Here is a 26,542-nt window from a genome sequence, read left to right on the forward strand (position 1 = left end):
CGATTTTCCTCCACGGGACGGCTCCCGGACACCGGCGCGACGGCTGGCGTCCATGACGGACGGTCCGTTCCGGCGAGGCGACCGTAGCGGAACGCGGGTCATCGGTCACGACGGACCGGGTGTTCGGGGGACGATCACCGTCGACGTCGCCGCTTACCATCGGTGCCTGTTCCATCGCGGTGCGGAGTCTGGAGGTCGCTGCGTGGGTCTGCTCCCGGACGACCTGGTCGCCGCCGTGGTGCTGTCCTGCGTCGTGGTGGTGACCGGCGCACTGGCCTGGGCCTGCGTCCTGCTGACCCGGCTGACCCGGGCCACCTCGGCGGCGCTCGAGGAGAGCCGGGTCGCGCGGCGTGAGGCGAGCGAGGCGCTGCGGTCGCTGCCCCTGCTGGCGCGCTCGGTCGCGCGGTACGTCGAGGACGCGACCGTCGAGCGGCAGGAGGCGCAGAGCCGGCGGGTGGCGCTCCACGTCGGCCAGGCGTACGCGGGCGCGCCGGCGGAGGGACTGCCGGGTGCGGTGGTGGTGCAGGTGTTCAACACCAGCCCCGACTTCCTGTACGCGGTGAGGGTCGTCTACGAGCCGGACGATCCGGCCGAGCGGCAGGTCAGGCTGGTTTCGCAGCTCGCCCCGCAGAGTTCCGTCGATCTGTCGTTCCGGCTGGTGTCCGCCCGCGTGTGGGACGAGGAGGTGTCCATGATCTACACCGACAGCAGGGGCAGGACCTGGCGCCGGTTCGCCGGCGCCCCGTCCGCCGATCCCCGGTGGATCGGGGCCGTGCCGCCGCAGGAGACGACGTGACCGCCCACCCGCACCAGGTGGTCGAGATCGCGTGGGAGAGCGAGCGGCTGCGGGGCCAGGGCTCCGGGTACGTCGTCGCGCCGGGCGTCGTGCTGACTGCCCGGCATGTCGTCGCCGACCGGCCCGGCGGGCCGACGCCGGTGCGGATCCGGCGTGCCACCGACCCCGACTGGCTCGACGTCTCCGAGATCGTGCCGGCCGCCGACGACGCCCTCGACGCCATGGTGTTGCTGTTCGGTCCGGCCGCCGACGCCACCGACGAACCCCCGGATCTCGCGGTCGTCGACGTCGACCAGGCGTTGCCGTTCCACGCCACCGGCTTTCCCCGCGTGCAGCGGCAGGGAAAACGACGGCACCCGGAGTCCGCCCGCGGGGTGACCGAGCAGTTCTCCGGCCCACCCACGGTGATCTCGCTGCACGTCGAGTCCGCCGCGCCGCAGCCGGAACCCGACCGGACGACCGGAGCCGGGCAGGCCGGAGCCTCCGCCGCGCCGCAGGCCGTCCGCTCCGGCTGGTCGGGCCTGTCGGGGGCGGCCGTGTTCACGGTCGGTGGTCTGCTGCTCGGGATGGTCACGGACGACCACGGCGAGTTCGGCGGCCGGCGGCTCGAAGCGGTGCCCGCTGCCCGCCTCGCCGCCGACCCGAAGCTGCGTAGGCACCTGCCCGAGCGGTGGGAGGGGACCGGTCGCCGCCGGCTGAGCAACGAACTCACCCTCGCCATGGGGTCCGGGCTCCGGGTGCGGATCACCTCGCCGCAGCCCCCGCCCGACGAGGTGGTCCGGACGCTCCTGCGGCAGTCCTGGCTGGCCCCGCTGCGCGCCGCCCACCAGGTGGTCGACTTCACCGGCCGGCAGTCCGCACTGAACGAGCTGACCGACTGGCTCCGGGCGCCCGAGCCGACGGCCAACTATGCGGTGATCTCCGGCATCGGTGGCAGCGGCAAGAGCCGCCTGGCCCGTGAGCTGTGCCGCTGGGCGGTCGAGGCCGGGTGGGTCGCCGGACCGGCCGAGATCGTCACCACGGACACCCGTCCCGCCCGGGCCGACGTACGCCGGCCGGTTCTGCTGGTGCTCGACTACATGGACGGCCGGGCCGACCAGGCGGGGAAGTTGCTGAGCCACCTCCGCAACACCGGTGACGACCAGGTACGGGTGGTCCTCGTCGTGCGGGTCGCCGAACAGTTCCTGCGCCGGTTGGGGGCGGTCGTCGGCCTGGACCACCAACCACCCGCGGTCGACCTGCGCCTGACGCGGGAGTCGTTCGCCACCGACGAGCGGATCGCCCACTACCGGGCCGCGCACGCGGCGTTCAGTCGCCTGCACGACCGGGAGCCGGGCCCGGCACCCGCCGCCGCCGAGCTGACCGACCGGCTCACGAACCTGTCCACCCCCCTGCTGGTGCACGCCCGCGCCCTGCTCGACGCCCGGGAGGGCAGCGCGGACGTCCCGGGGCCGGCCGACGCGTCCGTCCCGACACTGCTCGCCACCCTGGTGGACCGGGAGGACGCCCTGTTCTGGGAGCCCGCCCTCGCCGACGTGGTGGCGGGTTCCCCGGCGCGCCGACAGGTCATGGCGGTGGCCAGCTTGGTCGACGCCCCGTCGACGGACGAGGCCGGGAAGCTGCTCACCGTCGTCGACGGTCTCGGCGCCGCGCCCGGGCGCGGCGCCGACGTGGCGGCCCGGTTGCCCGAGCTGAACGGCGACGGCCATCTGCCGGCGGTGCAGCCCGACCTGCTCGGCGAGCACCTGATCACCCACCTGCTGTTCGGCACCGACCGGGTCGAGCGGCTGTTCGACCTGGCCACCGCGGCGGAGCAGCGCTCGGGGATGCTGGAGATTCTGTTGCGCATGTGCGCGTCGCCGTACCCGGAGACGGCCTCGGGCGCGCTGGAGACGCTGCGCACGGTCATCAGCCGGCGGCTGCCGGAGCTGGTGGACCAGGCGATCCAGATCGTGGACGAGACGGACGACCCGGTGGCGGGGGCGCTGCCCGAACGGCTGGCCGCGGCTCTCGGCCTGGTCGACCGTCCCGAAACGGCTGCCCAGGTGGCGGAGCGCACGTTTCCGCCCGACTCCCGGCTCCAGCACCTCTCGGCGGTCATCTACGGGCAGGCGGTCGCCCACTGGCAGGGCGCCGGCGACCTGGAACGGTCGATCGAGTTGCGGCAGCGGACCGTCCAGGCGTATCTCAACGCCGGTCAGGCCGACGCGGCGCTGCCCTGGTCGACCGAGGCGCTGGCCTACGTCTCCCGGTTTCCGGGGCTCAGCCAGAACAGCAGGCTCGGCAAGGTGCTGACCTCCCATTCGCTGGTACGCGCCGGGACCGGCAACCCGGCCGCAGCGGTCGATGCCGCCCGCGAGGCCGTCGAGATCGCCGAGCGGGCCGAGGCGGCGGAGCCGGGTCGGTACGGCGCGCAGCTCGCCGAGGCCCGTGCCGGCCTCTGGACCGTCCACGTCGCCGCGATGGAACTGGCCCAGGCGCGTGCGGTCGCGGAGCAGGCGTCGCGGGACGTCGAGGGCCTTCCGCCGCAGCTCGCCATGACGATCCTCGCGCAGTACAGCACGTCGTTGATGCACGCCGGAGAGGTCGAGAGCGCGATGCTCGCCCTGAGCCAGGCTCGCGATCTGGTCAGCCTGGACAGCCCCTCCCACGTCATGCTCACCGGCACCCTGGCCGGGCTGCGCGAGGCGAACGGCGAACTGGAGGAGGCTCTGCTTCTGGCCGCCGAGTCCGTGGCCGCCGCCGACCGGTTGCCCGATCCGCTCAGCCAGCTCGCCCGGGCCACCCGCGCCCAGATCCGGCTCACCGCCGCAGCCGTCTTCGCGGACCACGACGACGCGGAGGCGCTACGCCTGACCGGCGAGGCGCGCGACCTGCTGCGGTCGCTGTACGAGGAGGCACCCACCCTGTACGGCGCGATGTTCGCGGTGAGTTGGCTGAGCCACGCCGAACTCCTGGCGACGCTCGGCCACGCGGACCGCGGCGTCCGGGAGGCGGCCCTGGCGTACGCCACGGTGGAGGAGCTGTACGAACGTCACCCGCAGGTCGTCTACGGGCTGCTGGCTCCGGCGGCCATGGCCCGGGCGACCACCCTGACCGCGGCCGATCGTGCCGCCGAGGCGGGCGCCGCCCTGACCGACACCCTCACCAGGTTGGGCCGGCTCGACCTGCCCGGCCGGCCGCAGCTCCAGGCGACGCTCCTCGTGGCCCAGGCGCTGCTGCTGCTGGAACACCTCGACGATCCGGCCGGCGCGCTCGCCGCCGCCACCGACGCCGTCCGGATCGTCCGTGGACTGGTCGGTCGTCCCGGGGCGGAGGAGCATCGGGGTCTGCTGATCTCCTGCCTGATCCTCGCCATGCTGGCCGCGGTCGGCGCGGACCGGCCCGAGCAGGCCCTGGCGGCCGGTGACGAGGCGGTGGAGCTGGCCCGCCAGGTGGCCGACGAGACCCACGTCGACCTCGGCCGCCGCCAGTACGCGCTGGTGCTGGCGCTGCGGGGCGATCTGCACCACGACAGCGACCGGTACGCGGAGGCGGTCAAGGACTACCGGGCCGCCTACCACCAGCTCAATGTGGTCACGCCACTCCCGGGTGACCACGACGACCTGGTCTTCCTCGACGGTCGGATGCGGGACTGCGCCGCCGCCCTCGACGACGGCACGACGCCGCCACCGGTGGCCGCGCCCGACACCGGCGACGACAGCCTCTCCGCGCTGGTGGTCGGTGAGCCCACCGACGCCGACCCGCTGCCGTGGCGGCACCGGGTGGTCCTCGGCACCTACCGAGGCGTACCGGTTGCCGCCGGTCGCTACCGCCCGGTGCTGGTGCTGGGGCCGCAGCGCAGCCGCAAGACGACCAGCCTGGTCACCCCGACCCTGCTGGAGTGGGACGGGCCCGCGCTGGTGACGTCCGTCCGCACCGACGTGCTCAGCGCCACCATCCGCAAGCGTCGCGCGATGGGTGAGGTGTCGGTGTTCGAGCCCGCCGAACGGTTGGTGCGCGGCAGCGCGGTGAAGAAGTGGAATCCGCTGGACGACTGCCGCACCTGGGAGGGCGCGATCGTCGCGGCTCGGTCGCTGACCGAGTCCAGTCGGGTGAGTGGGCGTAGCGGTGTGCGGGACGGCCAGTACTGGTACACCTCGGCCACCCAGTTGTTGCAGTCCCTCATGTACGCCGCGGCGGCCACCGGCAAGGGCATGGCGGACGTCGTCCGGTGGGTGCGGTCCATGGAGCGGGCCGAGGTCACGGCGCGGCTGCACGTCGCCCCGGAGCCGGTCGAGCCGCTGGCCGCGTTCACCGGCATCCAGTCGCTGGCCGACGTGACGATGGCCAGCGTCTACGGCGTGGCGGCGACGTTGCTGTCGGCGTACGACTCGGTGGCCGTGCAGCGAAACTCCGAGACGGACTTCGTCGTCGCGGACTTCTTCGACGGGCGCGCCAACACGCTCTACCTGTGCGCCCCACCGGAGGACCAGGAGTTGCTGGCCCCCATCTTCACGGCGCTCATCCGGCGGGTCATCGCGGAGGCGTACCGTCGGCAGGCTGTCGGCGAGACCGTCCTGCCGCTGCTGCTGCTCCTGGACGAGGCGGGCAACATCGCCACCATCGAGAGCCTCGACGGGTTGGCCACCACCGCGGCCGGCACCCGGATCCAACTGGTGACCGTCTTCCACGACATCTCCCAGATCGAGGGGGTCTACGGGGAGTCGCGGGCGCGCAGCATCGTCAACAACCACTCGGCGATGCTGTTGCTGCCGAACAACCGGGATCCGCAGACCACCCGGCTCGTGCGGGACATCATGCTCGATGACCGGTCGACGGCGGGGCAACGCTCGTTGCGTCGGATGGCCGCCGGCACCGCGCTGTGCGTGTACGAGAACCTCACGGCCGACACGATCGTGCTGCGGTCGTCGGACCACGACGCCGATCTACGCCGGATCGCTGGCGACCCCGTCGAGGACGATCCGGCGTTCCGCGACGTGCTCACGTTCGGTCGGGGCGCGTCCTGAGAATTCCGCCCGGAAGGCTCGGTGCAGTCGTCGCGCATCGAATTGATTCGATATAGCATCGCGGCAGGGCAGCGTCACTCCGACCGGGCGTACGACGCGGAGTGTTCGCCATCCACCGGGCGGACCGGGTAGCCGGCCGGTGGTCACCGACTCGAACGCGGCCGGGTGGACGCCACGACGGCGTCACCTGCCGCGTGCTGGTCCCGCCGCGAGCGCGGCACGCCGACCGTCGACCGGCCGGACCCCGTGCCGTGCGCGGCACCGGACCAGACCGCACACCGAGGAGTAGGCACAGATGAACGACGTACCCGATCGACCGCGACGCCGGAGCAGGAGCGCCGTCCGGCTGCTCCTGGGCGGCGCCTGCGCCCTGGCGGTCACGGTGTCCTCGATGGCCGGGGCCACCTTCGCCCGCGCCGATCTCAGCGGGCCGCCCGGAACCACCCTGAAGGCCGCGGCCGAGCGCAGCGGCCGGTACTTCGGCGCCGCGATGGGCGGTGACCGGCTCTCCGACTCGGGCTTCCTGACCATCGCGAACCGCGAGTTCGACATGATGACGGCCGTCAACGAGATGAAGCCCGACGCGACCGAGCCCAACCCGGGCCAGTTCGACTTCCGGGCCGGTGACGCGATCTACAACTGGGCCACCCAGCACGGCATGCGGGTCCGTGGGCACACGTTGGCCTGGCACGCCCAGCAGCCGAGGTTCTGGGGAAGTCTCAGCGGCAGCGCGCTGCGGCAGGCGATGATCGACCACATCAACGGCGTGATGGCCCACTACCGGGGCAAGCTGGCCTACTGGGACGTGGTGAACGAGGCGTTCGCCGAGAACGGCAGCCGCCGGTCGTCGAACCTGCAGTCCACCGGCAACGACTGGATCGAGGTGGCGTTCCGGACCGCGCGCGCCGCCGACCCGGGCGTCAAGCTCTGCTACAACGACTACAACATCGAGAACTGGACGTACGCCAAGACGCAGGGCGTCTACAACATGATCAAGGACTTCCGGGCCCGGGGCGTCCCGGTCGACTGCGTCGGTCTACAGACCCACTTCACCGGGGGCAGTTCGCTGCCGTCCAACTTCCAGACCACGCTGTCGAGCTTCGCCGCGCTCGGCGTCGACGTGGCGCTGACCGAGGCCGACGTCACCAACGCCTCGACCAGCCAGTACCAGGGCCTCACCCAGGCCTGCATGAACGTGCCCCGCTGCGTCGGCATCACGACGTGGGGCATCCGGGACAGCGACTCCTGGCGTGGCAGCGAGAACCCGCTGCTGTTCGACCGCAACAGCAACCCCAAGGCGGCGTACGGCGCCGTGCGCGACGCTCTCAACGCCGCCTCCACCACGGTGCCGGGCACGACCGCGCCGCCGACCACCGCGCCGCCGACCACGACCCCGCCGACCACCGTGCCACCGACCACCACCCCGCCGACCACGCCGCCCGCCACCGGGCAGCCCGGCGCGTGCACCGCGACGTACCGCATGGTCAACAGCTGGAGCGGCGGCTTCCAGGGCGAGGTCACCGTGACCAACAACGGCTCCACCACGCTCACCGGCTGGACCGTGCGGCTGACGCTGGCCGGCGGGCAGACGATCGCCAACGTCTGGAACGGCGTCAACACCGGCACCAGCGGCACGGTCGGCGTCCGCAACGCCGACTACAACGGCTCCCTCGGCGCGAACGCCTCGACCACCTTCGGATTCCTGGTCAACGGCAGCAGCAACGCCGCCCCCGGTGGCCTCTCCTGCACCAGCCCCTGACCGACGACACGAGGAGGATGATCATGCGTAGGCTCCTCGCGGTGTTCGCCGCCGCCCTGACGCTCGGCACCGTCGCCGGCAGCGGGCTGGCCGGCGCGTCGACCGCCGCCCCGCGTTCCTGCCCCCGCGGCCTGCTCTTCTGCGAGGACTTCGAGCGGCTGCCCCCGGGCGGGCCCAGCACGCTGAAGTGGGGCGTCGACACCCGCCACGGCACGCTCACCGTCGAGCGGGCCCGCCGGGGCAACCAGGTGCTGCACGTCCACACGGTCGACAACGGGCGCGCCTTCCTGCGTGTGGACGACGTCGCCGCGCCGGGTGACCGCCTCTACGGTCGGATGCGGCTGCGCGTCGACGCGTTCCCCACCGCCCCGGACTGGGCGCACTTCACGTTGGTGGAGGTGACCGGCACCGGCAGCGCGGAGGTCGTCCGCCCGGTCGGCGGCCAGTACGCGCCCACGGTCCCCGGCACCTTCTGGGGGATCGGTGCGGACGGCGGCCCGACCGGCGACTGGACCAACTGGCGGGAGTCCGCCCCGGTCACCGAGGACACCTGGCAGTGCGTCGAGTGGCGGCTGGACGCGACGGACAACCGGGTCGCGGTGTGGATCGACGGCGTGGCAAACCCGGAGCTGACCGCGTCCACCACCGAACACGGCGGCAACGACGTGCCCTTCGTCCTGCCGACGGTCGACACCGTGAAGATCGGCTGGCAGCTCTACCAGGGCGGCACCACGCCGGGCGAGTTCGACCTCTGGATCGACGACGTCGCCCTGTCCGGCAAGCGGCTCGGCTGCTGACCGGACCCCGCTGGCGGACGCCTGGCCGGTGCCCACCGGCCAGGCGTTCCGCTCACCGCGGTCGGGGACGCGGCCGGACGCCGCTCAGGCGCAGCCGCGGTACTGCAACGCGGCGTCCTTCATGTACGCCCACAGCGCCAGGCCGTTCCAGTAGTCGTAGGTGAGCGTCCAGCCGTTGGCGGTGTTGCCGGTCGGGCCGGTGACGACCTGGCCGTAGCGGCGGGTGCCGTACAACGTGGACTCGTTGGGCTCGGTGTACATGCCCGCGTAGTCCCAGACGACGGTGAAGCTGCTCGTCGTGCACGCCGCCTGCGCCGTCCCGGCCGGCGCCAGGGCCGTCAGCGTCGACGCCACGAGGCAGGCCGCCATGGTGCGCGACAGCAGTCGTCGAACGGTCATCAGTTCCTCCACTCGATCGTGGTGCACAGGATGTGCCTCCCGGGGACACCCACCCGCCGAATTATATTGGCCGGCGCCGATCCCCGCCGGTGAGACGACATCGTCGACAACCGGGCCGGCCGGACGGCGGTCCGTCGCCGGCCGGTGATCGCGAGCTGGGCCGGCCTGCCGGCGAATTCGGTTGTGGCGGTCGTCTCGGGCCTGCGAACCTGGTGACGGCCCCCACCGCACCCGGCGGGCACCGGCCACCACGACGACGAGGAGTGACGATGCGAGCAGATTCCACGCTCCGGACCCTGGACCGTCCTACCGTGGAGTTCTGCCGTGGCCTTGTTGAACCTCGGAATCGTCGCCCATGTTGACGCCGGAAAGACCAGCCTGACCGAACGCCTGCTCTACGAGGCCGGTGCGGTCTCCCGCCCGGGCAGTGTCGACGCCGGCACGACGCGGACCGACTCGATGGAGTTGGAGCGCCGACGCGGCATCACCATCCGGGCGGCGGTCACCTCGATCGCGATCGGCGATCTGAGCGTCAACCTGGTGGACACCCCCGGTCACCCCGACTTCATCGCGGAGGTCGAGCGCTCGCTCGCCGTCCTGGACGCCGCCGTGCTCGTGGTGTCGAGCGTGGAGGGGGTCCAGCCGCAGACCGTCGCCATCTGGCGGGCGCTGCGGCGTATCGGCGTGCCGACGGTGTTCTTCCTCAACAAGGTGGACCGTCGCGGCGCCGACGTCGACCGGGTGACGGCCCAGGTGCGCCAGCGGCTCGGCGCGTGCCCGGTCACGCTCACCGCTGTCGCCGACCAGGGCACGCGCGACGCCCGGGTGCGGGCCGTGGGCCTCGACGCCGAACCGGTGGTGGCGGCCGTGGCGGAGGTCGACGACGCGGTGGCGGCGCGCTGGCTGACGGACGAGCCGGTACGCGTCCGCGACGTCCGGCGCGCGATCCGGAACGCGGTGCGCCGGGGCGGGCTCAGCCCGTTGACGTGCGGCTCGGCGATCACCGGAGCCGGGGTACGGCAGTTGTGCCGCCTGGTGGCCGACCTGCTGCCGCGCGACGAGCAGCGGGACGGCCCGCCGGCGGGCACGGTCTTCGCCGTCGACCGGGACGGTCAGGGCCGGCGGACCTGGCTGCGGTTGTGGTCCGGGCAGCTCCGGGTCCGGGACCGGGTGCGGCTCGCCGGGGCGTCACCGCAGACGGTCACCCAGATCGCCGTCACCGAGCCCGACGGTGTCCTGGTGCGCCCCTCGGTGTCCGCCGGGCAGATCGCCGCGGTGCGCGGCCTGTCGGCCCGGATCGGCCAGCACATCGGGGACCCGCCGCGGCGGCACGCCTACCGGTTCCCGCCACCGACCCGGCAGGCGGTCGTCGAGCCGGTCGACCAGGCCCAGCGCCTGGCGATGTTCGCCGGCCTGGCCGAGCTGGCCGACGAGGACCCGTTGGTGGACCTGCGCCTCGACGAGCAGCAGGCGGAGGCGGTGATCCGCCTGCACGGCGAGGTCCAGAAGGAGGTGCTGGCCGCGCTCATGGCGGACCGGTACGGCGTCCGGGTGCGGTTCTCCGGCACGCTGACGGCCTGCATCGAACGGGTCGTCGGCACCGGCGCCGCCGAGGAGCGGGTGCGGGAGCGTGGCAACCCGTACCTGGCCGGGTTGGGGTTGCGCATCGACGCCGCGCCGGTGGGGCACGGCGTCGAGTTCCGCCCCGGCGTCGAGCCCGGCCGGCTTCCACCGGCGTTCGTCGCCGCCACGGAGGAGGGCGTGCGGGCCGGGCTGCGGCAGGGTCGGCACGGCTGGCCGGTCACCGACTGCACGGTCACCATGACGGCGTCCCGGTACTGGCCGCGGCAGAGCCGGCCGCACCAGAAGTTCGACAAGTCCATCTCGACGGTGGCGGCGGACTTCCGCAACCTCGCCCCGGTGGTGGTCGCCGCGGCGCTGCGCCGGGCCGGCACCCGGGTGTGCCAGCCGATCGAGCGCTTCGACGTCAACCTTCCGCAGCAGGCGGTGGAGACGGTGCTGGCGCTGCTCGGTCGGCTCGGCGCGATCGTCCACGACACCGCCGTCACCGGCGGGTACCTCGAGGTGAGCGGCACCCTGCCGACGGCGCGGGTGCCGCAGGTCGTGGCGGCCCTTCCCGACCTCACCGGTGGCGAGGCGGTGCCGACCACCACCTTCGACCACTACGCGCCGGTCACCGGTACGGAGCCACCGGGGTTGCCCCGGCGTGGACCCGACCCGGCCGTCCGGGACGAGTGGTTCCGTGCCGTGCCCCGGTAGCCCCCGGGCAGGTGACGTGCCGCGTTCCCCTCGGGTCCGACGCGCTCGGGTCGGGTCCTGAATGGTGATTCGAGCGGCTGCGTGCTGTGCGAATAATATTTATCTCGATATATTGTCCGGGGTTGCCGGAGGGGGCGTCGTGGAAAGGCCGAAGGCGGTTTTCTGATCGTTCTGTCGTCGCGCCGGCACCGGCCCTCACCAGCGCCGACGCGACGACGGGAGGAGAACGAGCCGCATGGACCCATGAATCGTCGACCCGGGTTGATGGCCCGCCCGACCCCGCCCGACGGAGGCGAGTGAATTTCTTTTTTGGCGCGCTGTCGCGCCGCCTCCGGCGTATTCGTCATCGGCGCAACGTTGTTTCTGCGGGGGCGGCCGAACGGCGGTCCGTACCCGCCGGTGACGCCGTTCCGCCGCCCTGCGTCCCGGGGACCACCAGTTGCCCGTCCACTCTCTCCGGATGTGAACGATGCCGTCTCCGATCCTGTCCTGGCGCACCATGGGCGCCGACCTGTCCGCCTCCGTCGTCGTCTTCCTCGTCGCGCTCCCGCTCTGCGTGGGCATCGCCGTCGCCTCCGGCGTACCCGCCGAACTGGGCCTGGTCACCGGCATCGTCGGCGGGCTCGTCGTCGGCTGCCTGCCCGGCAGCAGCATGCAGGTCAGCGGCCCCGCCGCCGGCCTGACCGTGCTGGTCGCCGACGCGGTGAGCCGGCACGGTCTCGGTGGCCTCGGCACGGTCGTCCTGGTCGCCGGCCTGATCCAGGTGATCCTGGGGTTCCTCCGACTCGGCCGCTGGTTCCGAGCCATCTCCGTGGCCGTGGTGCAGGGCATGCTCGCCGGCATCGGCCTGCTGCTCGTCGTCGGCCAGCTCTACGTGCTGTCCGGCCGGGAGGCGCCCCGGTCCGGGGTCGGGAAGTTCACCGGCCTGCCCGCGCTGTGGAGCGACATCCTCGGTTCCGCCACGGTGCGGACGTCACTGGCCGTCGGCGTGGTCACGCTCCTGGTCATGCTCTCCTGGGACCGGCTGCCGGACCGGCTGCGAAAGGTGCCCGGCGCGCTTGTCGCGGTCATGGTGGCCGCCGCGACGGCCGGCGTCCTGCGTCTGCCGGTGGCGACGATCACGGTGGAGGGGCTGCTCCCGGCCGTGCAGCCGTCGCTCGGGCACTGGACCATGCTGACGGAGCTGAGCGTGCTGGCCAGCGTCGCCACGTTCACCCTGATCGCGTCGGCGGAGAGCCTGTTCAGCGCCGCGGCGGTGGACCGGCTCCACCACGGACCGCGTACCGACTTCGACAAGGAGCTGGTGGCGCAGGGCGCCGGCAACGCGGTCTGCGGGATGCTCGGCGCGCTGCCGATGACCGCGGTCATCGTGCGTAGCTCCGCCAACGTACGGGCCGGCGCGCGAACCAAGGCGTCCCGTGTCCTGCACGGGGTGTGGCTGCTGCTGTTCGCCGCCGCCGCACCCGGCCTGATCGAGCTGATCCCGTTGCCCGCCCTGGCCGCCGTGCTCATCCACGCCGGGACGAAACTGCTGCCGGTGCGGTCGATGCCGGAGCTGTGGCGCGGGCACCGGGGGGAGGCGCTGGTGCTGCTCGCGACCGCACTCGTCATCCTCCTGACCGACCTGTTCGTCGGGGTGCTCGTCGGCCTCGGCCTGGCCATCGTCAAGACCGCCTGGGAGACCTCCCACGTACGGGTGGCGGTGGCCGACGGGGGGACCGGCCCGATCGACGTCACGCTCACCGGCAACGCCACCTTCCTGCGACTGCCCACGATCCTCACCGCGCTCAACGCCCTGCCGACCAGCCGGCCCGTACACCTCGACCTGGGCGGTCTGCGGCACGTCGACCTCGCCTGCCGGGCGGCGCTGACCACCTGGATCGAGACGCACAACCGTAGCGCGGGCGTCCTGGTGCGGGTCGCCGCCGCGGACGGGACCCCGGACGGCCCGCCCGACCACCGGGACTCCACCGGCGCCGGCGTCGTCGAGGCGCTGGTCAGGGCGCGCGGAGCGGAAACCGGGCCGTGACATGATGACGCCCATGAGCGAGCAGCGGGACGTAGGCGGACACCACGGCGTCAAGGACGCGACCGGGGCGGGTGTCGACGCACGGCTCGCCCTCGCGCAGGACCCGGCCACCTCCCAGATGACCCTCATCGACCTGGCGTCCGACCCGTCCGCCGCCGTCCGCAAGGCGGTCGCGACCCGCCCCGACGCGCCGGCCCAGGCCCTGCGACCGCTGGCCCGCGACCACGACCGGCACGTCCGGGAGGCGGTGGCACGGAACCCCTCGACCTCGGTGGGCAACCTCCTGCGACTCGTGAAGGACACCGACCGTTGGGTCCGCTGGGCGGTCGCCGGCAATCCGGCCTGCGACGAGTCGGTCCGCCGGGCGATGGCGGACGCCCCCGACAAGGAGCTGCGCGGTCTCCTCGCGGAGCGCCGCGAGCTGGAGCCCGAGCTGGCCGCGCGGCTGGTCGACGACGTCTCACCCGAGGTACGGGAACGACTCGCCACCCACACCCACGACCCCGACACGATCACGGCCCTGATGGCCGACCGCACCGCACGCGTGCGCAAGGGGCTGGCCCGGAACCCGCGGACCACCGCGACCCAGCGCCGCGCGCTCGCGCAGGACCCGGTGGCGGACGTCCGCGCCGCGCTGGTGCTCGCCGTGGAGTTGGACGAGGCGGACCTGCGACCCCTGCTCGACGATCGCGCCGTGCAGGTGCGGATGGCGATGGCGAGGTCGGAGCTGATCCCGGCAGACATCCGTCGGGCGCTCGGTCGCGATCCCGACGAGATGGTGGCCGGCGTCGCGCGGGACTTCCGCCCCGGCGCGGGCGCGGCCCCGGTGGTGCGCGCCGCGCGCGGCGGTCCCCGGTCCTCCGGGGCCGGCCGGGGCCGACCGGGTGGCGCGCGGCGCTGAGGCCGGTAACCGGACGGTCGGTCCGGCCACGTCACTCGCGGTGACCGATGGCCTCGACCGGCGGGGGCGCGTCGCGAGCCGGGTCGCCGCCGTGACACCCGATGACGACCGGGGCCGGCCCGGTCACTCCCCGGCCGCGCCCGTCCCGGCGACATCGACGATCGTGACGGGCGTGCCGAGCTGGACGGTACGGGAGACGGTGCAGAGCCGGTCGTGCGACTGACGCAGTGACCGGGGCAGCGCCTCGCGCGCCCGGTCGCCGTCCGCGCCCTCCGGGAAGGTCACGGTGAACTCCACCCGCAGGTCGCGCATCCGGTTGCCGCCGGCCTCGTCGCGGATCTTCTCGCCGGTGACCTCGACGGTGAACCGGTCCGGCTCGGCGCGGCGGCTGGTGATGTGGTCGACGTCGACGGCGGTGCACCCGCCGATGGCGGCCAGCAGCAGTTCCACCGGCGTGAACGTGTCGTTCTGGCCGGAGCCGATGGAGATCGATCCACCACGGGGGTTGCGCACGGTGTAGGTGCCGAGGGCGGTGCGCTCGATCTCCACCGAGCGGAAGGTGTCGTCACTCATGCCCGCGAACCTACCCGGCGGCCGGCGCCGTCAGCGCACGAACGTGACGTCCGGAAACCCGGCGGAGGGCCGGGACGAGGACGTTGGCACCCGTTGTCGGACCGGGGGTTGGCCCCCACCCCCGGCGCGACACGGCGGTGGCGGTCGATGTCTACCCTGGCCGCGTGACCTTCCTGACGGTTGTCGTCGCCATCCTGGGAGTCCTCGGATACGCCATGCTGGTTCTGGCGCCGGTGTTGCTGGCCCTGGCGGTGTCGGAGGGTCGCCAGCACCGTTGGGTCCGCCGGCATCCGGTCTCCCCGTGTGCCGCGCTGCGCCCGGGGACCCGACTGCCCGGGCGGATGGCCGTCTACGGCGAGACCGCGCCGGGACCCGCCGGGCTGGTGGTCGCGCCGCTGTCCGGCGTCGAGGCGGTGTGGTTCCACACCATGGTGTACACGGTCGACAGTTCCGGTGACCCGCCGCTCACCAGCACGGAAGTGCTGTGGGAGCAGTCCGCGGGGGACCCGTTCGGGGTGGCCGACGGCACCGGCACCGCCGCGGTGTCGGCGCGGCTCCTCCAGGCGGCCACCAACGACCCGCGACTGTCGGCGTGGGCGCGGACGCGGCTGCCGGTGGCGCACGCCGGTCCCACGCCGGTACGGACCGTCGTCGGCGAGGAGACCACCAGTCCTCGCCGCCACGGCCGGTGGCTCCAGGACCTCATCGACCGCGGGCTGGTCCCGGCGGACGCGGCGCGGCGGGTGGAACGGGTGTGGGTGGTCGAGCAGGTCGTGCCCCCGGGCCTTCCGCTGCACGTGATCGGCCGGCCGCTGATCCTCGACAGCGGGGTCGCCGCGCTCACGCTGCCGAGAACCGGTCGCTACCTCGCGGTGAGCCGGGAACCCGCGGAGACCGAACGGAAACTCCTCGACGACCGCAGGTACGGCATGGGGTGTGCGCTGTGGGCCGCGGTGGTCGCGGTGGTCTCCCTCGCCATCGTCTGGGCCGTCAGCTACGCGATGAGTCGGTAGGCGGCGCGGGCGCGTCAGGTGGTGGCGGCGTCGTGGACGGCCATGGTCTCCTGCCGGTCGGGTTCCTCGCGCAGGACGGCGCAGTGCAGCCAGGCGTCCGGGATGGCGAAGCCGTCCACCAGCGTCCGCAGGTGTGGGCGCAGCTCCTTCAGCAGACCGTTCACCACCGCCGTGATCGCCTTGGCGCGGGCCGGGGTGAGCCGGCCGTGCTCCAGCAGCCAGCCCTTGTCGGCCTCGACGACGCTGAGCGCGTAGAGGTCGCAGACCCGGGAGAGCAACGCCCGTACGGCCGGGTCGGTGGTGGCGTCGATGCCGGCGACGAACGCCTCGAGCGTCACCCGGTCGACGTGCGCCGCGGCCACGGCGAGGAGGTGGTCCTGCACGTCGTTGAAGATGTCGAAGGGGCGGTCCTTCTTCGTGGCGGCGCCGTTGCGCAGCCGGCGGACCGCGCCGTCGAGGCGGTGCCGCTCGCGGTCCTCGAAGACCGTGAGCTGCCAGCCGCGGTCGGTGACCGCGACCTCGTCGTCGCGGCCGGGCACGGCGCTGGTCAGCCGCTCGATGAGCGCCCGCGCGGCGGTGCGTTCGAGCACCATGTCGCGGATCTGGTCGGCGACGAAGGAGGCGCGTCCCCAGCCGTCCAACGAGCCGAACTCGTCGCGGTGGCCGGTGAGCAGCCCCTTGGCCACCAACTGCAGCAGCACCGTGTTGTCGCCCTCGAACGTGGTGAAGACGTCGGTGTCGGCCTTGAGGCTGGGCAGCCGGTTCTCGGCCAGGTAGCCGGCGCCGCCGCACGCCTCCCGGCACATCTGGATGGTGCGGGTCGCGTGCCAGGTCTGCGCGGCCTTGAGACCGGCGGCCCGGGACTCCAGCTCCCGTTGCCGGTGCTCGTCGACCGGTCCGTCGCCGCCCTGCACCTCGCTGAGCGCGGTCACCAGCGCGGTCTGGGCGAAGGTCAGCGCGTACGTGGTGGCCAGCGCGGGCAGCAACTTGCGCTGGTGGGCCAGGTAGTCGTTGAGCAGCACCTCACGGTCGGCGTCGGGGGCGCCGAATTGGCGGCGGATGTCGCCGTAGCGCACCGCGATGGTCAGCGCCGCCTTGGTGGCCGCCGAGGCGGCGCCGCCGACGCTCACCCGGCCGCGGACCAGGGTGCCGAGCATGGTGAAGAAGCGCCGGGAGTCGTTCTCGATCGGGCTGGCGTAGGTGCCGTCCGCCGCGACCTGGGCGTAGCGGTCCAGCAGCATGTCGCGCGGCACGCTCACGTGGTCGAAGCTGAGGCGTCCGTTGTCCACGCCGAGCAGGCCGGCCTTCGGCCCGGCGTCGCCGATGGTCACCCCGGGCAGCGGGTTGCCGTGCGCGTCGCGGATCGGGACCAGCCAGGCGTGCACGCCGTGCCGCCGCCCCTCGATGATCAGTTGGGCGAAGACCACCGCCAGCCGGCCGTCGCGGGCCGCGTTGCCGATGTAGTCCTTGCGCGCCGCCTCGTGCGGGGTGTGCAGGTCGAACGTCTGCGTCCGCGGGTCGTACACGCAGGTGGTGCGCAGGTGCTGGACGTCCGAGCCGTGGCCGGTCTCCGTCATCGCGAAACAGCCGAAGACCTCGCCGGCGATGATGTCGCGCAGGTAGGCGTCGTGGTGGCGCCGGGTGCCGAGGGCCGCGACCGCGCCGCCGAACAGGCCCCACTGCACGCCCGCCTTCACCATCAGCGACAGGTCGACCTGGGCCAGCATCTCGATGGCGACGATCGAGGCGCCGACGTCGGCGTCGCCGCCGTACTCGGTGGGGAAGCCCCCGCCGATCCCCAGCCCGACCGGGAGTTCGCGGAGCAGCCGGCTGATCCGCTCGCGTGCCTGGTCACCGGTCTCGCCGTACACCGGGAGGAAACGCCCGTCGAGGTGCTCGCGGTGCGCGTCGCGGACCCGGGCCCACGGGCCGTCGAGCACGGCCCGCAGGCGGGCCGGGTCGACCGGGCCGGTCTCGTTGCTCATGGCTACCTCGGATGCCGACGTCATACCCACCTCTCCTACCCGGAGAACGCCGCTGATCAGCCGCGGTGACGTGGTGAGAGCCGTCACGGCGACCGGTTCGACCGGCATATCGAAAAAGGCATACGCCCGCGCAACAGCGCTCCCCCTTGAGTGGAGGCACGGAACCACACGCCAGGACCGAGGAAACGGAGCGTGATCATGGAATCGGATCCCGTACGCGGTGTCGACCGGAGGCGGCTGCTCGGGTGGGGCGGGCTGGCCGCGGTCGGCGTGACGGCCGGCACCCCGCTGCTGGGCGCCGGCCCCGCCCAGCGCGCCGGACCTGGTCCGGTTCGCCGAGGCGCTGCGCGACGGCACGCTGCTCGACCGCCCCTGGGCCGACCTGTTCGCCGGGGCCAGGCAGCCCGGTCCGGCGCCCACCTCGTTCGACGGGTACACGATGCCGGTCTCGATCATCGGCGGCCAGTGGGTGTTCGGGCGCGGCGGCGGAGCCGGCGGCGTCGGTGCGAACTGGACCGTCTACCCGGACACCGGATGGGTCGGAGGGGTCCTCAGCAACTACGACGACGTGCCGCTGCCGGAGATCTGCCTGGCGGAGGCGGAGGCGGTCACCGGCGAGCACGTCGAGTCGCCCGAGGGCGGCTGACGCGCCGATCGCGCGCCGGGGGCGGGCACCGTCACGTCGACACCGTCCGGCGGCGGGTCAGCGGTTGAGGTAGGCGGCCAGGCCGCCGAGCTCCTCACTGGCGATGAAGACCGAGCGCACGTTCAGGATCGCCTCCTCCACGTGGATGGGGCAGCCCCACGCGGAGTCGCCCCACGAGTCGGCGATCTTGGTCTCGGCCGCCGCCGGGCACCCGCCGGTGCCGCCGAGCTGACACTGCTCGGGGTGCGGCGTGGCGGCCAGCGTGGCGGCTGCGGCACGCACCCGGGCGGTGAGTTCCGCGGCGGCGGCGGCGCGCTGCTCGGCCTCGGCGCGCAGCTCCCGCTCCGCGCGTACCACCCGGGCCAGCTCGTCGTGGGCGGCTCTGGCGCGTGCGTCGGCGGCCGCCTCGGCCTGCTCGATGTGGTGTCGTTCGATGGCCAGCGCCGCGGTGCCGGTGAAGACCCGGGCGAGCGCGAGGTCCGCGTCCTGGGGGACGCGCGGGGTGCGGTGGTACACGGCGAACGTGCCCAACAGGCCGCCGTCGCGCCCGAGGATCGGCGTCGACCAGCAGGCGCCCAGCCCGGCCCGCTCCGCGAGGGGGCGGAAGTCGGTCCAGAACGGGTCGGTGGCGATGTCGGTGACCACGACCGGTTCCCGCCGGTGCGCGGCGGTGCCGCAGGAGCCGACGCCTTCGCCGGTGGCGATGCCGTCGATGGCCTGGTTGTAGAAGTCGGGCAGGCTCGGCGCCGCGCCGTGGCGCAGGTGCTGGCCGTCGGGATCGGCGAGCAGCACGGAGACCAGCAGCTCCTCCGGCGCGAGCTGCTCGATGCAGCGGGCCATCCCGTCGAGCACCTCGGCCAGCGGCGCCTGGCGCGCGATCTGCTCGACCAGCGCCCGGTGCTCGGCCATCAGCCGCTGGGCGTGCTTCACCTGGGTGGTCTCCAGGCCGATCACCCGGATGCCGACGACCGCGCCGGAGGCGTCCCGCCGCGGCTCGTAGGTGAAGTCGAAGAACGCCTCCCGCGCGTGCGCTCCGGTGCCCAGCACCACCCGGACGTCGCGCCCGGTGTAGGGCTCGCCGGTGCGGTAGACCTGGTCCAGCAGGGCGATGAAACCCTGACCGGCCAGCTCGGGCAGCAGCTCCGCGAGCGGCATCCCGGTGCCCGCCCGGTGCTCGCCGATGGCGGCGAGGAACGCCTCGTTCGCGCTCCTCACCACGTGGGTCGGCCCGGCGAGCGACGCGAAGACCGCGGTGGACTGCCCGAACAGCGAGCGTACGTCCTCCTCCGCGCCCGGCCCGGCCACTGTGGCGTCCGCAGCACCGGGCTGTTGGCCCTCCACCGCCGTCATGGTGCGGTCTGCCTCTCTGCCGAGTCGTGGTCACCGGTCCGGAAGTCCGGAGTTCCGTCTCGTGGTCCGCGCGAGGTCGCGACGCCCGTTCAGCCGGGCGGCGGCGGGCGGATCGGCCGAGACGCCGATCGTGCCGCCGAGCCTAACGGATCAACGTGAACCGTCCGGGCCGCCGGCACGGCTGAACCGCGCCGTCACCGGTGCGCGGGCGTCCCGCGTCGACGGTCGGCGCGCCCGGGCGCGACGCGCGCCCCCCGGCCTGACCGTTTCTCCGCTATCCTGACCCGTGGTCTTGTTGGTTGGTTCGGGTGGCGGGGTTGGTGGGTATGGAAAAGGGCACTATCGTCCGGTTCGACGACGTTCGGGGTTACGGGTTCATCGCGCCGGTGCGCGGCGGTGACGACGTCTTCGTGCACGCGAACGACTTCGGCGACCAGCGGCACTCCGTGGCGGTCGGCATGAAGGTGAGCTATGAGGTCGTGCAGTCCGAGCGGGGTCTGAAGGTCGCGCGGGTGACGCTGGACCAGCCGCCGGTGTCGCTGCACGGCGCGACGTCCGCCGTGCCGGCCGGCGTCGGGTCGGCGCCGATGGAGGACGACGAGTTCGACGTCCTGACGGTCGGCCAGTTCGAGGCGTCGGTCACCGAGCTGCTGCTGGCGAACGCGCCCACCATGACCGGCGGGCAGATCGTCCAGGCCCGGCGTGCGCTGATCGCGCTGGGGCGTCAGCACGGCTGGGTGGAGGACTGACCGTCCCGGCGCCCGCCGATCAGCGGTTGCGCTCCACGACGTAGGCGGTCAGGTCGAGCAGGAAACGACCGTCCTCGGTGTCGGCCGCGGCGCCGAGGGCCCGTTCCCCCTCGCGTCGGGCCGCCGCGGCCAGTTCCCGGGCGCTGCGCCGGGCCGACTCCACGCAGTCGTACGCGAGCAGCCGCCCGTGCAGCCAGCGCACCTCCGACGCGGTGCGCGTCGCCCGGGTCCGGCCCAGGAAGCGCAGCGCCCGCTCGCGTTCGTCGGGCGTGCACCGGCGCAGGAAGTCGATGAGGATGAGCGTCCGCTTGCCCTCCCACAGGTCGCCGGCGATCTCCTTGCCGTACCGGGCGTAGTCGCCGGTGAGGTTGAGCGCGTCGTCCTGGATCTGGAACGCGGCGCCCAGGTACCAGCCGTACCGGTCCAGGACGTCGACCGCGTTCTCCCGCCCGGTGGCGACCAGGACGCCGGCCCGGCACGGATAGATGCAGGTGTACCAGGACGTCTTCTTCAGGCACATCCGGTAGTAGTCGTCGGCGTCCAGGTCGCACACGTTGTCGCGGATCCAGCCGACCTCGATGGCCTGCCCCTCCAGTGAGTGGCGCAGCATCAGCTCGGTCTCGGTGAACAGCCGCCACGCGATCCCCGAGCCGAGCGCCGCCCGGTTCGCGGCGAGCCGCCGCAACGCCAGCAGGTTCGTCATGTTGCCGACGTTGAGCGCCACGCCGACGCCGTACTCGGCGTGCAGGGTCGGCCCGCCGCGTCGCTGCTCGCTGGCGTCCTGGATGTCGTCGTGGATCAGGAACGCGTTGTGGAACAACTCCACGGTCACCGCGGCGTTGAGCCCCACCGGCTCGGCGCCGCCGAACGCCCGGCACGTCGCCAGGCACAGCGCGGCGCGCAGTCCCTTGCCCCAGCGCCGGGGATACTCCGCGACCAGGTCGTAGAGGTACCGCGGCCCGCCGTCGGGCAGGTCGTCGAGCAGCGCGTCGAGGGCGAGCCCGCGGTAGCGGGCCAGCATGCGGTCCACGTGCCCGCCGGCCACCCCCGTGGTCGGCGCCACCGCGCCGCTACCGGTCCGTCCGGGTCGGGCCGGCCGGACCCGGTGACGACAGCCGGTCCGCGAGCCCGTTGGCCACGTCGGGCGCCAGCCGCGCGAGATTGAGTACGGTGTCGAGCGCGTCGTGCGCGTCCGAGGTGTAGCGGCGGATCACCTCGCCGCGTTGGTCGCCGGTCATCGTCAGTTGCCCGACCACGGTGTCGATCAGCGCGTGCCCGTCGGTGCGGACCCGCGCGACGAGTTCGTCGAACGCCTCCGGGTCGACCCGGCGGCTCTCGGTCAGCTTCTCCTCGAGCCGCCGGGCGCCGGCCAGCCCCGCCGCGAGTTCCTCCTCCAGCACCGTGGCCGCGTGGGTCACGGTCTCCGAGGTCTCCTCGGCCACCTTCTCGAAGCGCTCGTCCGCGCGCTCACGCTCGCCATTCGCCATGGGGGGAGTCTGCCACCGCGCCAAGGGCGGCACGCCACGAATGTGTCCGAATGGTGACTGTCGGTACGGAGACTCGACTGCGCGATCACCCCGCGCGGTCGCGCGGTTCCCGTATGCTCTCGGCCTTTGGACCATCCACAGGGGACTCGATGAGACTGCCGCTGACGTACCGCTCCGCGCTCAAGTTGATCGGAGCCCACGAGCCGGTCCTCCTGACCCGCCTCGACAAACTGCTCGGCGGCATGATCCTCGCCTCGGGGGTGGCGGGCCTGCCGATGGGGAGCGCGGTCCTCACGGCGGTGTGGGGCTGGGTGGACCAGAAGAGCGAGTTCGTCAAGCTGCTGACCGGCGGCGTCACCTGGTGCCGTGACCGCCTCGCCGGGGCGTCCGGCCACGAACGCCGCCAACTCGTCGCCGCCGCGCACACCGTCCTGGTCGGGGAGGCGCTGTTCCACGCGCTCCAGACCCACCTCGGGTCGGCCTACCGCAGCCTCGAACTGACCGACGAGGAGAAGAAGCACCTCTTCCGGGACAAGCACGACGCGCAGCGGTACGGCGACGCCGTCGCCGTCCTGCTCGACACGGCGATCGAGGTCCCCTGGGCGGGGCGCACCTTCGACGAGAACCTCGCCGACAGCGTCGAGCCCTACCTGCGCGACGCGATCAGCCGCTGCCTGCGTTCCTTCGGCAAACTCGCGGTCTGGGAGCGGGCCTGGACGGCGTACCCCCGCCCGGACGTGAACGCGATCCTGCGGACCGCCCTCGGCCGGTACGAGGAGAACTACTTCCGGCTCGCGACGGACGTGCCGGAGTTCCTGGTCTGGGCGCTGCTGGGGGAGCAACGCGGGGCGAGCCTGGCCGTCCGGGCGGCCAACCGGGAGATCGTCACCGCGCTGCGCAGCCAGGCGCACTCGTTGCACAAGGTCGAGGCGCTACTGTCCCTCATCTCCGGCACGGGTGGTCGCGACCCGGACACCACGGCCCTCCGCAAGCTCAACGAGTCCATTCTCGACCAGCCGCTCATCAGCGCGAGCGAACTCATGGGTGTCGCCGAGGTGGCGATCCCGACCATTCGCGAGGGCTACGTCGCCCCCCGGTTCCGCTGTGCCCTGGTCGACTCCTCCTCACATCCGTCGAGCGAGCAGTGGTGGTCGACCCGTCGGGTGCGGTCCGACCTGGACACCTTCCTCGCGGCGTATCTCGCGTCCGCCGAGTGCACGCAGCGGCCGTTGGTGGTGCTCGGGCATCCCGGCGCCGGCAAGTCGTTGCTCACCCGTGTCCTCACCGCCCGACTCTCGGCCACCGCCTTCCCGGCCTTCCTCGTTCCGCTGCGGCGCATCCGCGACCCGGGCGCATCGATCTACCAGCAGATCCAGCAGATCCTCGACGAGAGCACCCACGCCCGCGCCCTCTGGTCGAAGATCGGCAACACCGGGGCCGGCGGCGCCGGCGGCGCCACCAGGGTCGTCCTGCTGGACGGGCTGGACGAGCTGATGCAGGCCACCGGCACCACCGAATCGGGCTACCTGAGCCAGGTGCAGGAGTTCCAGCGCGTCGAAGCCACCCAGGACGCCCCGGTCGCGGTCATCCTCACCTCCCGGCAGGTCGTGGCGGACATCGCGAACATCCCGCCCGGCTGCATGGTCATCCGGATCGAGGACTTCACCGAACCGCAGATCAGCGCGTGGCTCGACGCCTGGAACCGGGTGAACGCGTCCAGGTCGGCAGCGGATGCCGCCCGCCTCAGCGTGGACGCCGTCCTGGAGGCCGGCGAGCTGGCCCGGCAGCCCCTGCTGCTCCTGATGATCGCCATCCAGGCCGCCACGTCGGGTCGGTTCGCCATGGCGGCCAGCGAAACCACCGTCTACCACCGGTTGCTCGTCGACTTCACCCGGCGGGAACTGCGCAAGGACAGGTCGCACGACCGCTACACCGAGCCCCCCGCCGAGGGCCTGGTCCAGGCCGAGCTGTGGCGTCTCGGGGTGGCCGCCTACGGCATGTTCAACCGGGGGCAGCAGTTCGTCACCGAGGACCAGCTCCAGGAAGACCTCGGGCTGCTCGACCCGCGCGGCGAGCGGGCCGGCCGGGAGGCGGGCCGGTTCGTCCGTCCGCTGACCGCCGCCCGGCGGACGATCGGACGATTCTTCTTCATCCACACCTCGGAGACGGGCGAGGTGGACCACCGGCGGAAGACCTACGAGTTCCTCCACGCCACCTTCGCGGAATACCTGATGGCACACCACGCCGTCGACCGCATCCGGGAGCTGATCGAATCATACGAGAGCTACCGCGCCGGCCGGCTCCGGCCGGAGGCGTCGTGGAACGACGACGAGATCCTCTATTCGCTGTTGGCGCACCGTCCGATGGCCGCGAGCGAGAAGACCGTCGAGTTCGTCCGGCAGATCTTCGACACCTTCGACCCGCGGGAGCGCGTGAACGGCGGCCTGGTCCTGGAGAATTTGCTGAGCGAGGCGCACCGCCACCGGGCCGGCGGGCGCGAGGTCGGCTACAACCCCGGGGCCCGCAGCGGGTTCCAGCGGCTGGCCGCCTATCTCACCAACCTGATCGTGCTGCGGCTGCTGCTCCTGCCGGACCAGTCGATCCGGATCGACGAGTTGGCGCCCGACCAGGATCACCCCCTCGCCTGGTGGCAGTCGACCGTCCGGCTGATCCAGGCCGGTCTCGGCGAGGGCGCCTGGTTCGGCGTCCTGCGGACCATCGAGCCGGTCGTCACCGACGGGCAGTGTGTCCTCCGGCTGCGGCAGGACGACCTGCTCCCGATGGGCCGCGACGTCTACGAGGCACAGTTGCTGTTCGATCCGGACGCGGTCGACGTCGCGTACGTCGGTGTCGCGCTCTGGCGCGGCCTGCACGTGCCCACCGCCGCGCGCACGTCGGCGCAGCTCTATTCCGACGTCGTCGCGCACCGCCTGTACGCGCCGCCGTCGCCCGGCGGCGCACGGGGCCTGCTGGAGCACGTCCGCACGGTGAACGGTCTGACCGGCCCCACCGCTCTGGCGCTGGTGGAATACCTGCTCGCCCACGGTGCCTACCTCACGCTGGCGGAGCTGCGTGACCTCACCGGCGCGGCGACCACCCCGCGCTCCCCGGCGGCGCGCGAGGTGACGGCCGCGCGCACCGCCGCGGTGCGCGCGGTTCCGCTGGTCGTGGCCCGCCCGGAGCTGCTGCACGTCCTACCCCAACTCGATCACTGGTACGGGGAGAAGTTCCCGTCGTCGCTGGACTTCCTGCGCGTCGGCGGCGCGCTGAAACTGCTGGCCCTGACCGGCTCCCCGCGGGGCCGGGACGCCGGCTGGAAGCAGTTCAAGACGTGCGTGCTGGCGAACTCCCGGTGGGCCTCGTCGCTGTCGTTCGAGATCGTGGAGAAGTACGCCGCCCTCGCCTCCGCCGCCGACGTCTGGCCGGCGATCGTCCCGTCGGTGGTGGACGCCATGACCTTCGACCTGGCCAACCACGCCCGCGCCGGTGCGCTCACCCCGCGCCGGCCCGGGGCGGCGGCCGATGACCCGCCGACCGGTCCGCCACCGGATCCGGAACACGCCGAAGCGGACGACACGCCGACGTGAGGGGAGCCGGTCGCCCGCCAAACCGGTGGTCGGATCAGGTCGGGTGGGCGACCATGGTCGGCATGGCGAGGGACCGGGTATGAGACTGCCGCTCCAGGGCGGCTTGCCGCCGGTGGGCGTGCCGTCCGGCGCCGTGGTGGAGATCGCCTGCGACGAGTCGGGGTTCTCCGGCACCAACCTGCTCGACCCGGCCACGCCGGTGATCGCGCACGCGAGCGTCGACCTGGGCGTCGACGAGGCGGCGGCACTCGTCACGACGCTGCGCTCCGACTTCCGGTTCGCGCCGCACGAGTTCAAGTCCCGGCAGTTCCTGCGCCGACCGGAGGCGGCCGACGCGCTGGCGTGGTTCCTGGCAGCACTGCGCGGACGGGCGCACGTCCACCTCGTCGACAAGCAGTTCTTCCTGGTCACCCGCGTCGTCGATCTGTTGCTGGCCGAACCGTCCTACCTGGCCGGCACCCGGCTGGCCGGAAAGCACCGGGCGGACGCCCGCGCGCTGCACCGGGCCGGACGTGCGGTCGGCCCCGACTGGAACGCCTTCCTGGCGGCGTTCGTCGACATGCTGCGGACCAAGCGACGGGACCGGGGCGGCGACGGGAGCGTCGAACGGTTCTTCGCGGCGCGGGACGCGTTGCTGCGACACGCGCCGACCGACGCCGTCCTCACCGCGCTGGACCGGAGTCGGGTGGCCGCCGTCCAGGCCCGGCTCTACGCCGAGGACCGGTCGATCCCGCCGCCGTTGGAGCCGTTGCTGCCGGCACTGGCCGAGACCGTGCTGTTCTGGAGCGCGGGACGGCGGCGGGTGCTCGTGACCCACGACGAGCAGAGCGCGCTCACCGCCGACCGGCTGCGTCGCCTCCAGCGGGCGCTGGCCGAGCGCGCCGGACTGCCGGCGGGGGAGTCGCCGCTGGCCGGCCTGGTGATGACCGACTCCCGGGACGACCCGCGCGTGCAGGTCGCGGACCTGCTCGCCGGCGTGGCGCGGCGGATGCCGGGCACCGTCGAGCAGTTTCTGTTCCCGAGCGTCCCGCAGGACGGAATCGCGGTGAGGGTGGCCGAGATTCTTCGACACCGGCAAAGGCCCTGATGGCGGCCCTCGGCCATCCTTCCTGGCGAGCCGACGGGCCTTGAGCCGTTCCCTGGCCCATCGCAGTGATCCGCACTCGCCGGGCCGCGCTTCGC

General features: G+C 73.0%; 18 protein-coding genes. 12 read left to right on the forward strand and 6 right to left on the reverse strand.

Annotated elements, in window-relative coordinates; genetic code table 11:
- Positions 1-202: 202 nt before the first annotated feature.
- The 4 genes from ACIA6B_RS29855 (at position 203) to ACIA6B_RS29870 (ending at position 8,361) form a co-directional block, all read left to right on the forward strand.
- Complete coding sequence (locus ACIA6B_RS29855) at positions 203-796, forward strand: hypothetical protein (protein ID WP_396778446.1); 594 nt, start codon at positions 203-205, stop codon at positions 794-796.
- Positions 793-5,805, forward strand: coding sequence for a type IV secretory system conjugative DNA transfer family protein (locus ACIA6B_RS29860; protein ID WP_396778448.1), 5,013 nt, complete (start codon positions 793-795; stop codon positions 5,803-5,805). The genes ACIA6B_RS29855 and ACIA6B_RS29860 overlap by 4 nt, the downstream gene beginning before the upstream one ends.
- 295 nt (positions 5,806-6,100) lie before the next feature.
- Positions 6,101-7,564 (forward strand): endo-1,4-beta-xylanase, encoded by a 1,464-nt coding sequence (locus ACIA6B_RS29865; protein ID WP_396778450.1) that lies wholly within the window; start codon positions 6,101-6,103, stop codon positions 7,562-7,564.
- Between the two features lie 23 nt (positions 7,565-7,587).
- Positions 7,588-8,361 (forward strand): hypothetical protein, encoded by a 774-nt coding sequence (locus ACIA6B_RS29870; RefSeq protein WP_396778452.1) that lies wholly within the window; start codon positions 7,588-7,590, stop codon positions 8,359-8,361.
- Positions 8,362-8,445: 84 nt separating this feature from the next.
- Here ACIA6B_RS29870 and ACIA6B_RS29875 read toward each other — a convergent pair whose 3' ends face one another.
- On the reverse strand, positions 8,446-8,760 hold the full coding sequence (locus ACIA6B_RS29875) for a hypothetical protein (RefSeq protein ID WP_396778454.1): 315 nt from the start codon (positions 8,758-8,760) through the stop codon (positions 8,446-8,448).
- 324 nt (positions 8,761-9,084) lie between these two features.
- Between ACIA6B_RS29875 and ACIA6B_RS29880 the strand changes: the two genes are divergently transcribed.
- The 3 genes from ACIA6B_RS29880 to ACIA6B_RS29890 all read left to right on the forward strand — a co-directional run bounded on the left by ACIA6B_RS29880 (position 9,085) and on the right by ACIA6B_RS29890 (position 13,970).
- Positions 9,085-11,040, forward strand: a complete 1,956-nt coding sequence (locus tag ACIA6B_RS29880; protein ID WP_396778455.1) for a GTP-binding protein — start codon at positions 9,085-9,087, stop codon at positions 11,038-11,040.
- Between the two features lie 469 nt (positions 11,041-11,509).
- The gene (locus tag ACIA6B_RS29885; RefSeq protein ID WP_396778457.1) at positions 11,510-13,069 is read left to right on the forward strand and encodes a SulP family inorganic anion transporter; all 1,560 of its coding nucleotides are present in this window, start codon (positions 11,510-11,512) and stop codon (positions 13,067-13,069) included.
- Between the two features lie 13 nt (positions 13,070-13,082).
- Entirely contained in the window at positions 13,083-13,970 is an 888-nt protein-coding gene (locus tag ACIA6B_RS29890) for a hypothetical protein (protein ID WP_396778459.1), read from the forward strand.
- Between the two features lie 123 nt (positions 13,971-14,093).
- On the opposite strand, the gene ACIA6B_RS29895 is transcribed toward ACIA6B_RS29890, so the two are convergent.
- Positions 14,094-14,543, reverse strand: a complete 450-nt coding sequence (locus tag ACIA6B_RS29895) for an OsmC family protein (protein ID WP_396778461.1) — start codon at positions 14,541-14,543, stop codon at positions 14,094-14,096.
- A 164-nt stretch (positions 14,544-14,707) separates the two neighbouring features.
- Here ACIA6B_RS29895 and ACIA6B_RS29900 point away from each other — a divergent pair, with 164 nt between their 5' ends.
- The gene (locus ACIA6B_RS29900; protein ID WP_396778463.1) at positions 14,708-15,556 is read left to right on the forward strand and encodes a hypothetical protein; all 849 of its coding nucleotides are present in this window, start codon (positions 14,708-14,710) and stop codon (positions 15,554-15,556) included.
- 14 nt (positions 15,557-15,570) lie between these two features.
- On the opposite strand, the gene ACIA6B_RS29905 is transcribed toward ACIA6B_RS29900, so the two are convergent.
- On the reverse strand, positions 15,571-17,565 hold the full coding sequence (locus ACIA6B_RS29905; protein ID WP_396778465.1) for an acyl-CoA dehydrogenase: 1,995 nt from the start codon (positions 17,563-17,565) through the stop codon (positions 15,571-15,573).
- 415 nt (positions 17,566-17,980) lie between these two features.
- On the opposite strand from ACIA6B_RS29905, the gene ACIA6B_RS29910 reads away from it, so the two are divergent.
- Complete coding sequence (locus ACIA6B_RS29910) at positions 17,981-18,187, forward strand: hypothetical protein (protein WP_396778467.1); 207 nt, start codon at positions 17,981-17,983, stop codon at positions 18,185-18,187.
- 57 nt (positions 18,188-18,244) lie between these two features.
- On the opposite strand, the gene ACIA6B_RS29915 is transcribed toward ACIA6B_RS29910, so the two are convergent.
- Positions 18,245-19,537 carry a GAF domain-containing protein gene (locus tag ACIA6B_RS29915; protein ID WP_396778469.1) on the reverse strand — a complete coding sequence of 431 codons (1,293 nt, stop codon included), beginning with the start codon at positions 19,535-19,537 and terminating at the stop codon, positions 18,245-18,247.
- Between the two features lie 326 nt (positions 19,538-19,863).
- Here ACIA6B_RS29915 and ACIA6B_RS29920 point away from each other — a divergent pair, with 326 nt between their 5' ends.
- A complete protein-coding gene (locus tag ACIA6B_RS29920) occupies positions 19,864-20,286 on the forward strand; it encodes a cold-shock protein (protein WP_396778471.1) in 423 nt (140 codons plus the stop codon).
- A 19-nt stretch (positions 20,287-20,305) separates the two neighbouring features.
- Here ACIA6B_RS29920 and ACIA6B_RS29925 read toward each other — a convergent pair whose 3' ends face one another.
- Together ACIA6B_RS29925 and ACIA6B_RS29930 are read right to left on the reverse strand one after the other, a co-directional pair.
- The gene (locus ACIA6B_RS29925; RefSeq protein WP_396778473.1) at positions 20,306-21,349 is read right to left on the reverse strand and encodes a polyprenyl synthetase family protein; all 1,044 of its coding nucleotides are present in this window, start codon (positions 21,347-21,349) and stop codon (positions 20,306-20,308) included.
- A gap of 7 nt (positions 21,350-21,356) precedes the next feature.
- Positions 21,357-21,773, reverse strand: a complete 417-nt coding sequence (locus tag ACIA6B_RS29930) for a hypothetical protein (protein WP_396778475.1) — start codon at positions 21,771-21,773, stop codon at positions 21,357-21,359.
- A 149-nt stretch (positions 21,774-21,922) separates the two neighbouring features.
- Between ACIA6B_RS29930 and ACIA6B_RS29935 the strand changes: the two genes are divergently transcribed.
- Positions 21,923-25,360, forward strand: coding sequence for an NACHT domain-containing protein (locus tag ACIA6B_RS29935; protein WP_396778477.1), 3,438 nt, complete (start codon positions 21,923-21,925; stop codon positions 25,358-25,360).
- A gap of 79 nt (positions 25,361-25,439) precedes the next feature.
- Positions 25,440-26,447 carry a hypothetical protein gene (locus tag ACIA6B_RS29940; protein ID WP_396778479.1) on the forward strand — a complete coding sequence of 336 codons (1,008 nt, stop codon included), beginning with the start codon at positions 25,440-25,442 and terminating at the stop codon, positions 26,445-26,447.
- Positions 26,448-26,542 lie beyond the last annotated feature (95 nt).

The sequence above is a fragment of the Micromonospora sp. NPDC051141 genome (assembly GCF_044455765.1).
Taxonomy (GTDB): domain Bacteria; phylum Actinomycetota; class Actinomycetes; order Mycobacteriales; family Micromonosporaceae; genus Micromonospora.

Bases quoted from the DNA above. Each gene is read 5' to 3' on its own strand.
- ACIA6B_RS29865 (WP_396778450.1), top strand. From the start codon at position 6,101: ATGAACGACGTACCCGATCGACCGCGACGCCGGAGCAGGAGCGCCGTC.
- ACIA6B_RS29920 (WP_396778471.1), top strand. From the start codon at position 19,864: ATGGAAAAGGGCACTATCGTCCGGTTCGACGACGTTCGGGGTTACGGG.
- ACIA6B_RS29940 (WP_396778479.1), top strand. From the start codon at position 25,440: ATGAGACTGCCGCTCCAGGGCGGCTTGCCGCCGGTGGGCGTGCCGTCC.
- ACIA6B_RS29915 (WP_396778469.1), bottom strand. From the start codon at position 19,537: ATGACGGCGGTGGAGGGCCAACAGCCCGGTGCTGCGGACGCCACAGTG.
- ACIA6B_RS29875 (WP_396778454.1), bottom strand. From the start codon at position 8,760: ATGACCGTTCGACGACTGCTGTCGCGCACCATGGCGGCCTGCCTCGTG.
- ACIA6B_RS29935 (WP_396778477.1), top strand. From the start codon at position 21,923: ATGAGACTGCCGCTGACGTACCGCTCCGCGCTCAAGTTGATCGGAGCC.
- ACIA6B_RS29890 (WP_396778459.1), top strand. From the start codon at position 13,083: ATGAGCGAGCAGCGGGACGTAGGCGGACACCACGGCGTCAAGGACGCG.
- ACIA6B_RS29885 (WP_396778457.1), top strand. From the start codon at position 11,510: ATGCCGTCTCCGATCCTGTCCTGGCGCACCATGGGCGCCGACCTGTCC.
- ACIA6B_RS29895 (WP_396778461.1), bottom strand. From the start codon at position 14,543: ATGAGTGACGACACCTTCCGCTCGGTGGAGATCGAGCGCACCGCCCTC.
- ACIA6B_RS29870 (WP_396778452.1), top strand. From the start codon at position 7,588: ATGCGTAGGCTCCTCGCGGTGTTCGCCGCCGCCCTGACGCTCGGCACC.
- ACIA6B_RS29930 (WP_396778475.1), bottom strand. From the start codon at position 21,773: ATGGCGAATGGCGAGCGTGAGCGCGCGGACGAGCGCTTCGAGAAGGTG.
- ACIA6B_RS29910 (WP_396778467.1), top strand. From the start codon at position 17,981: ATGCCGGTCTCGATCATCGGCGGCCAGTGGGTGTTCGGGCGCGGCGGC.
- ACIA6B_RS29905 (WP_396778465.1), bottom strand. From the start codon at position 17,565: ATGACGTCGGCATCCGAGGTAGCCATGAGCAACGAGACCGGCCCGGTC.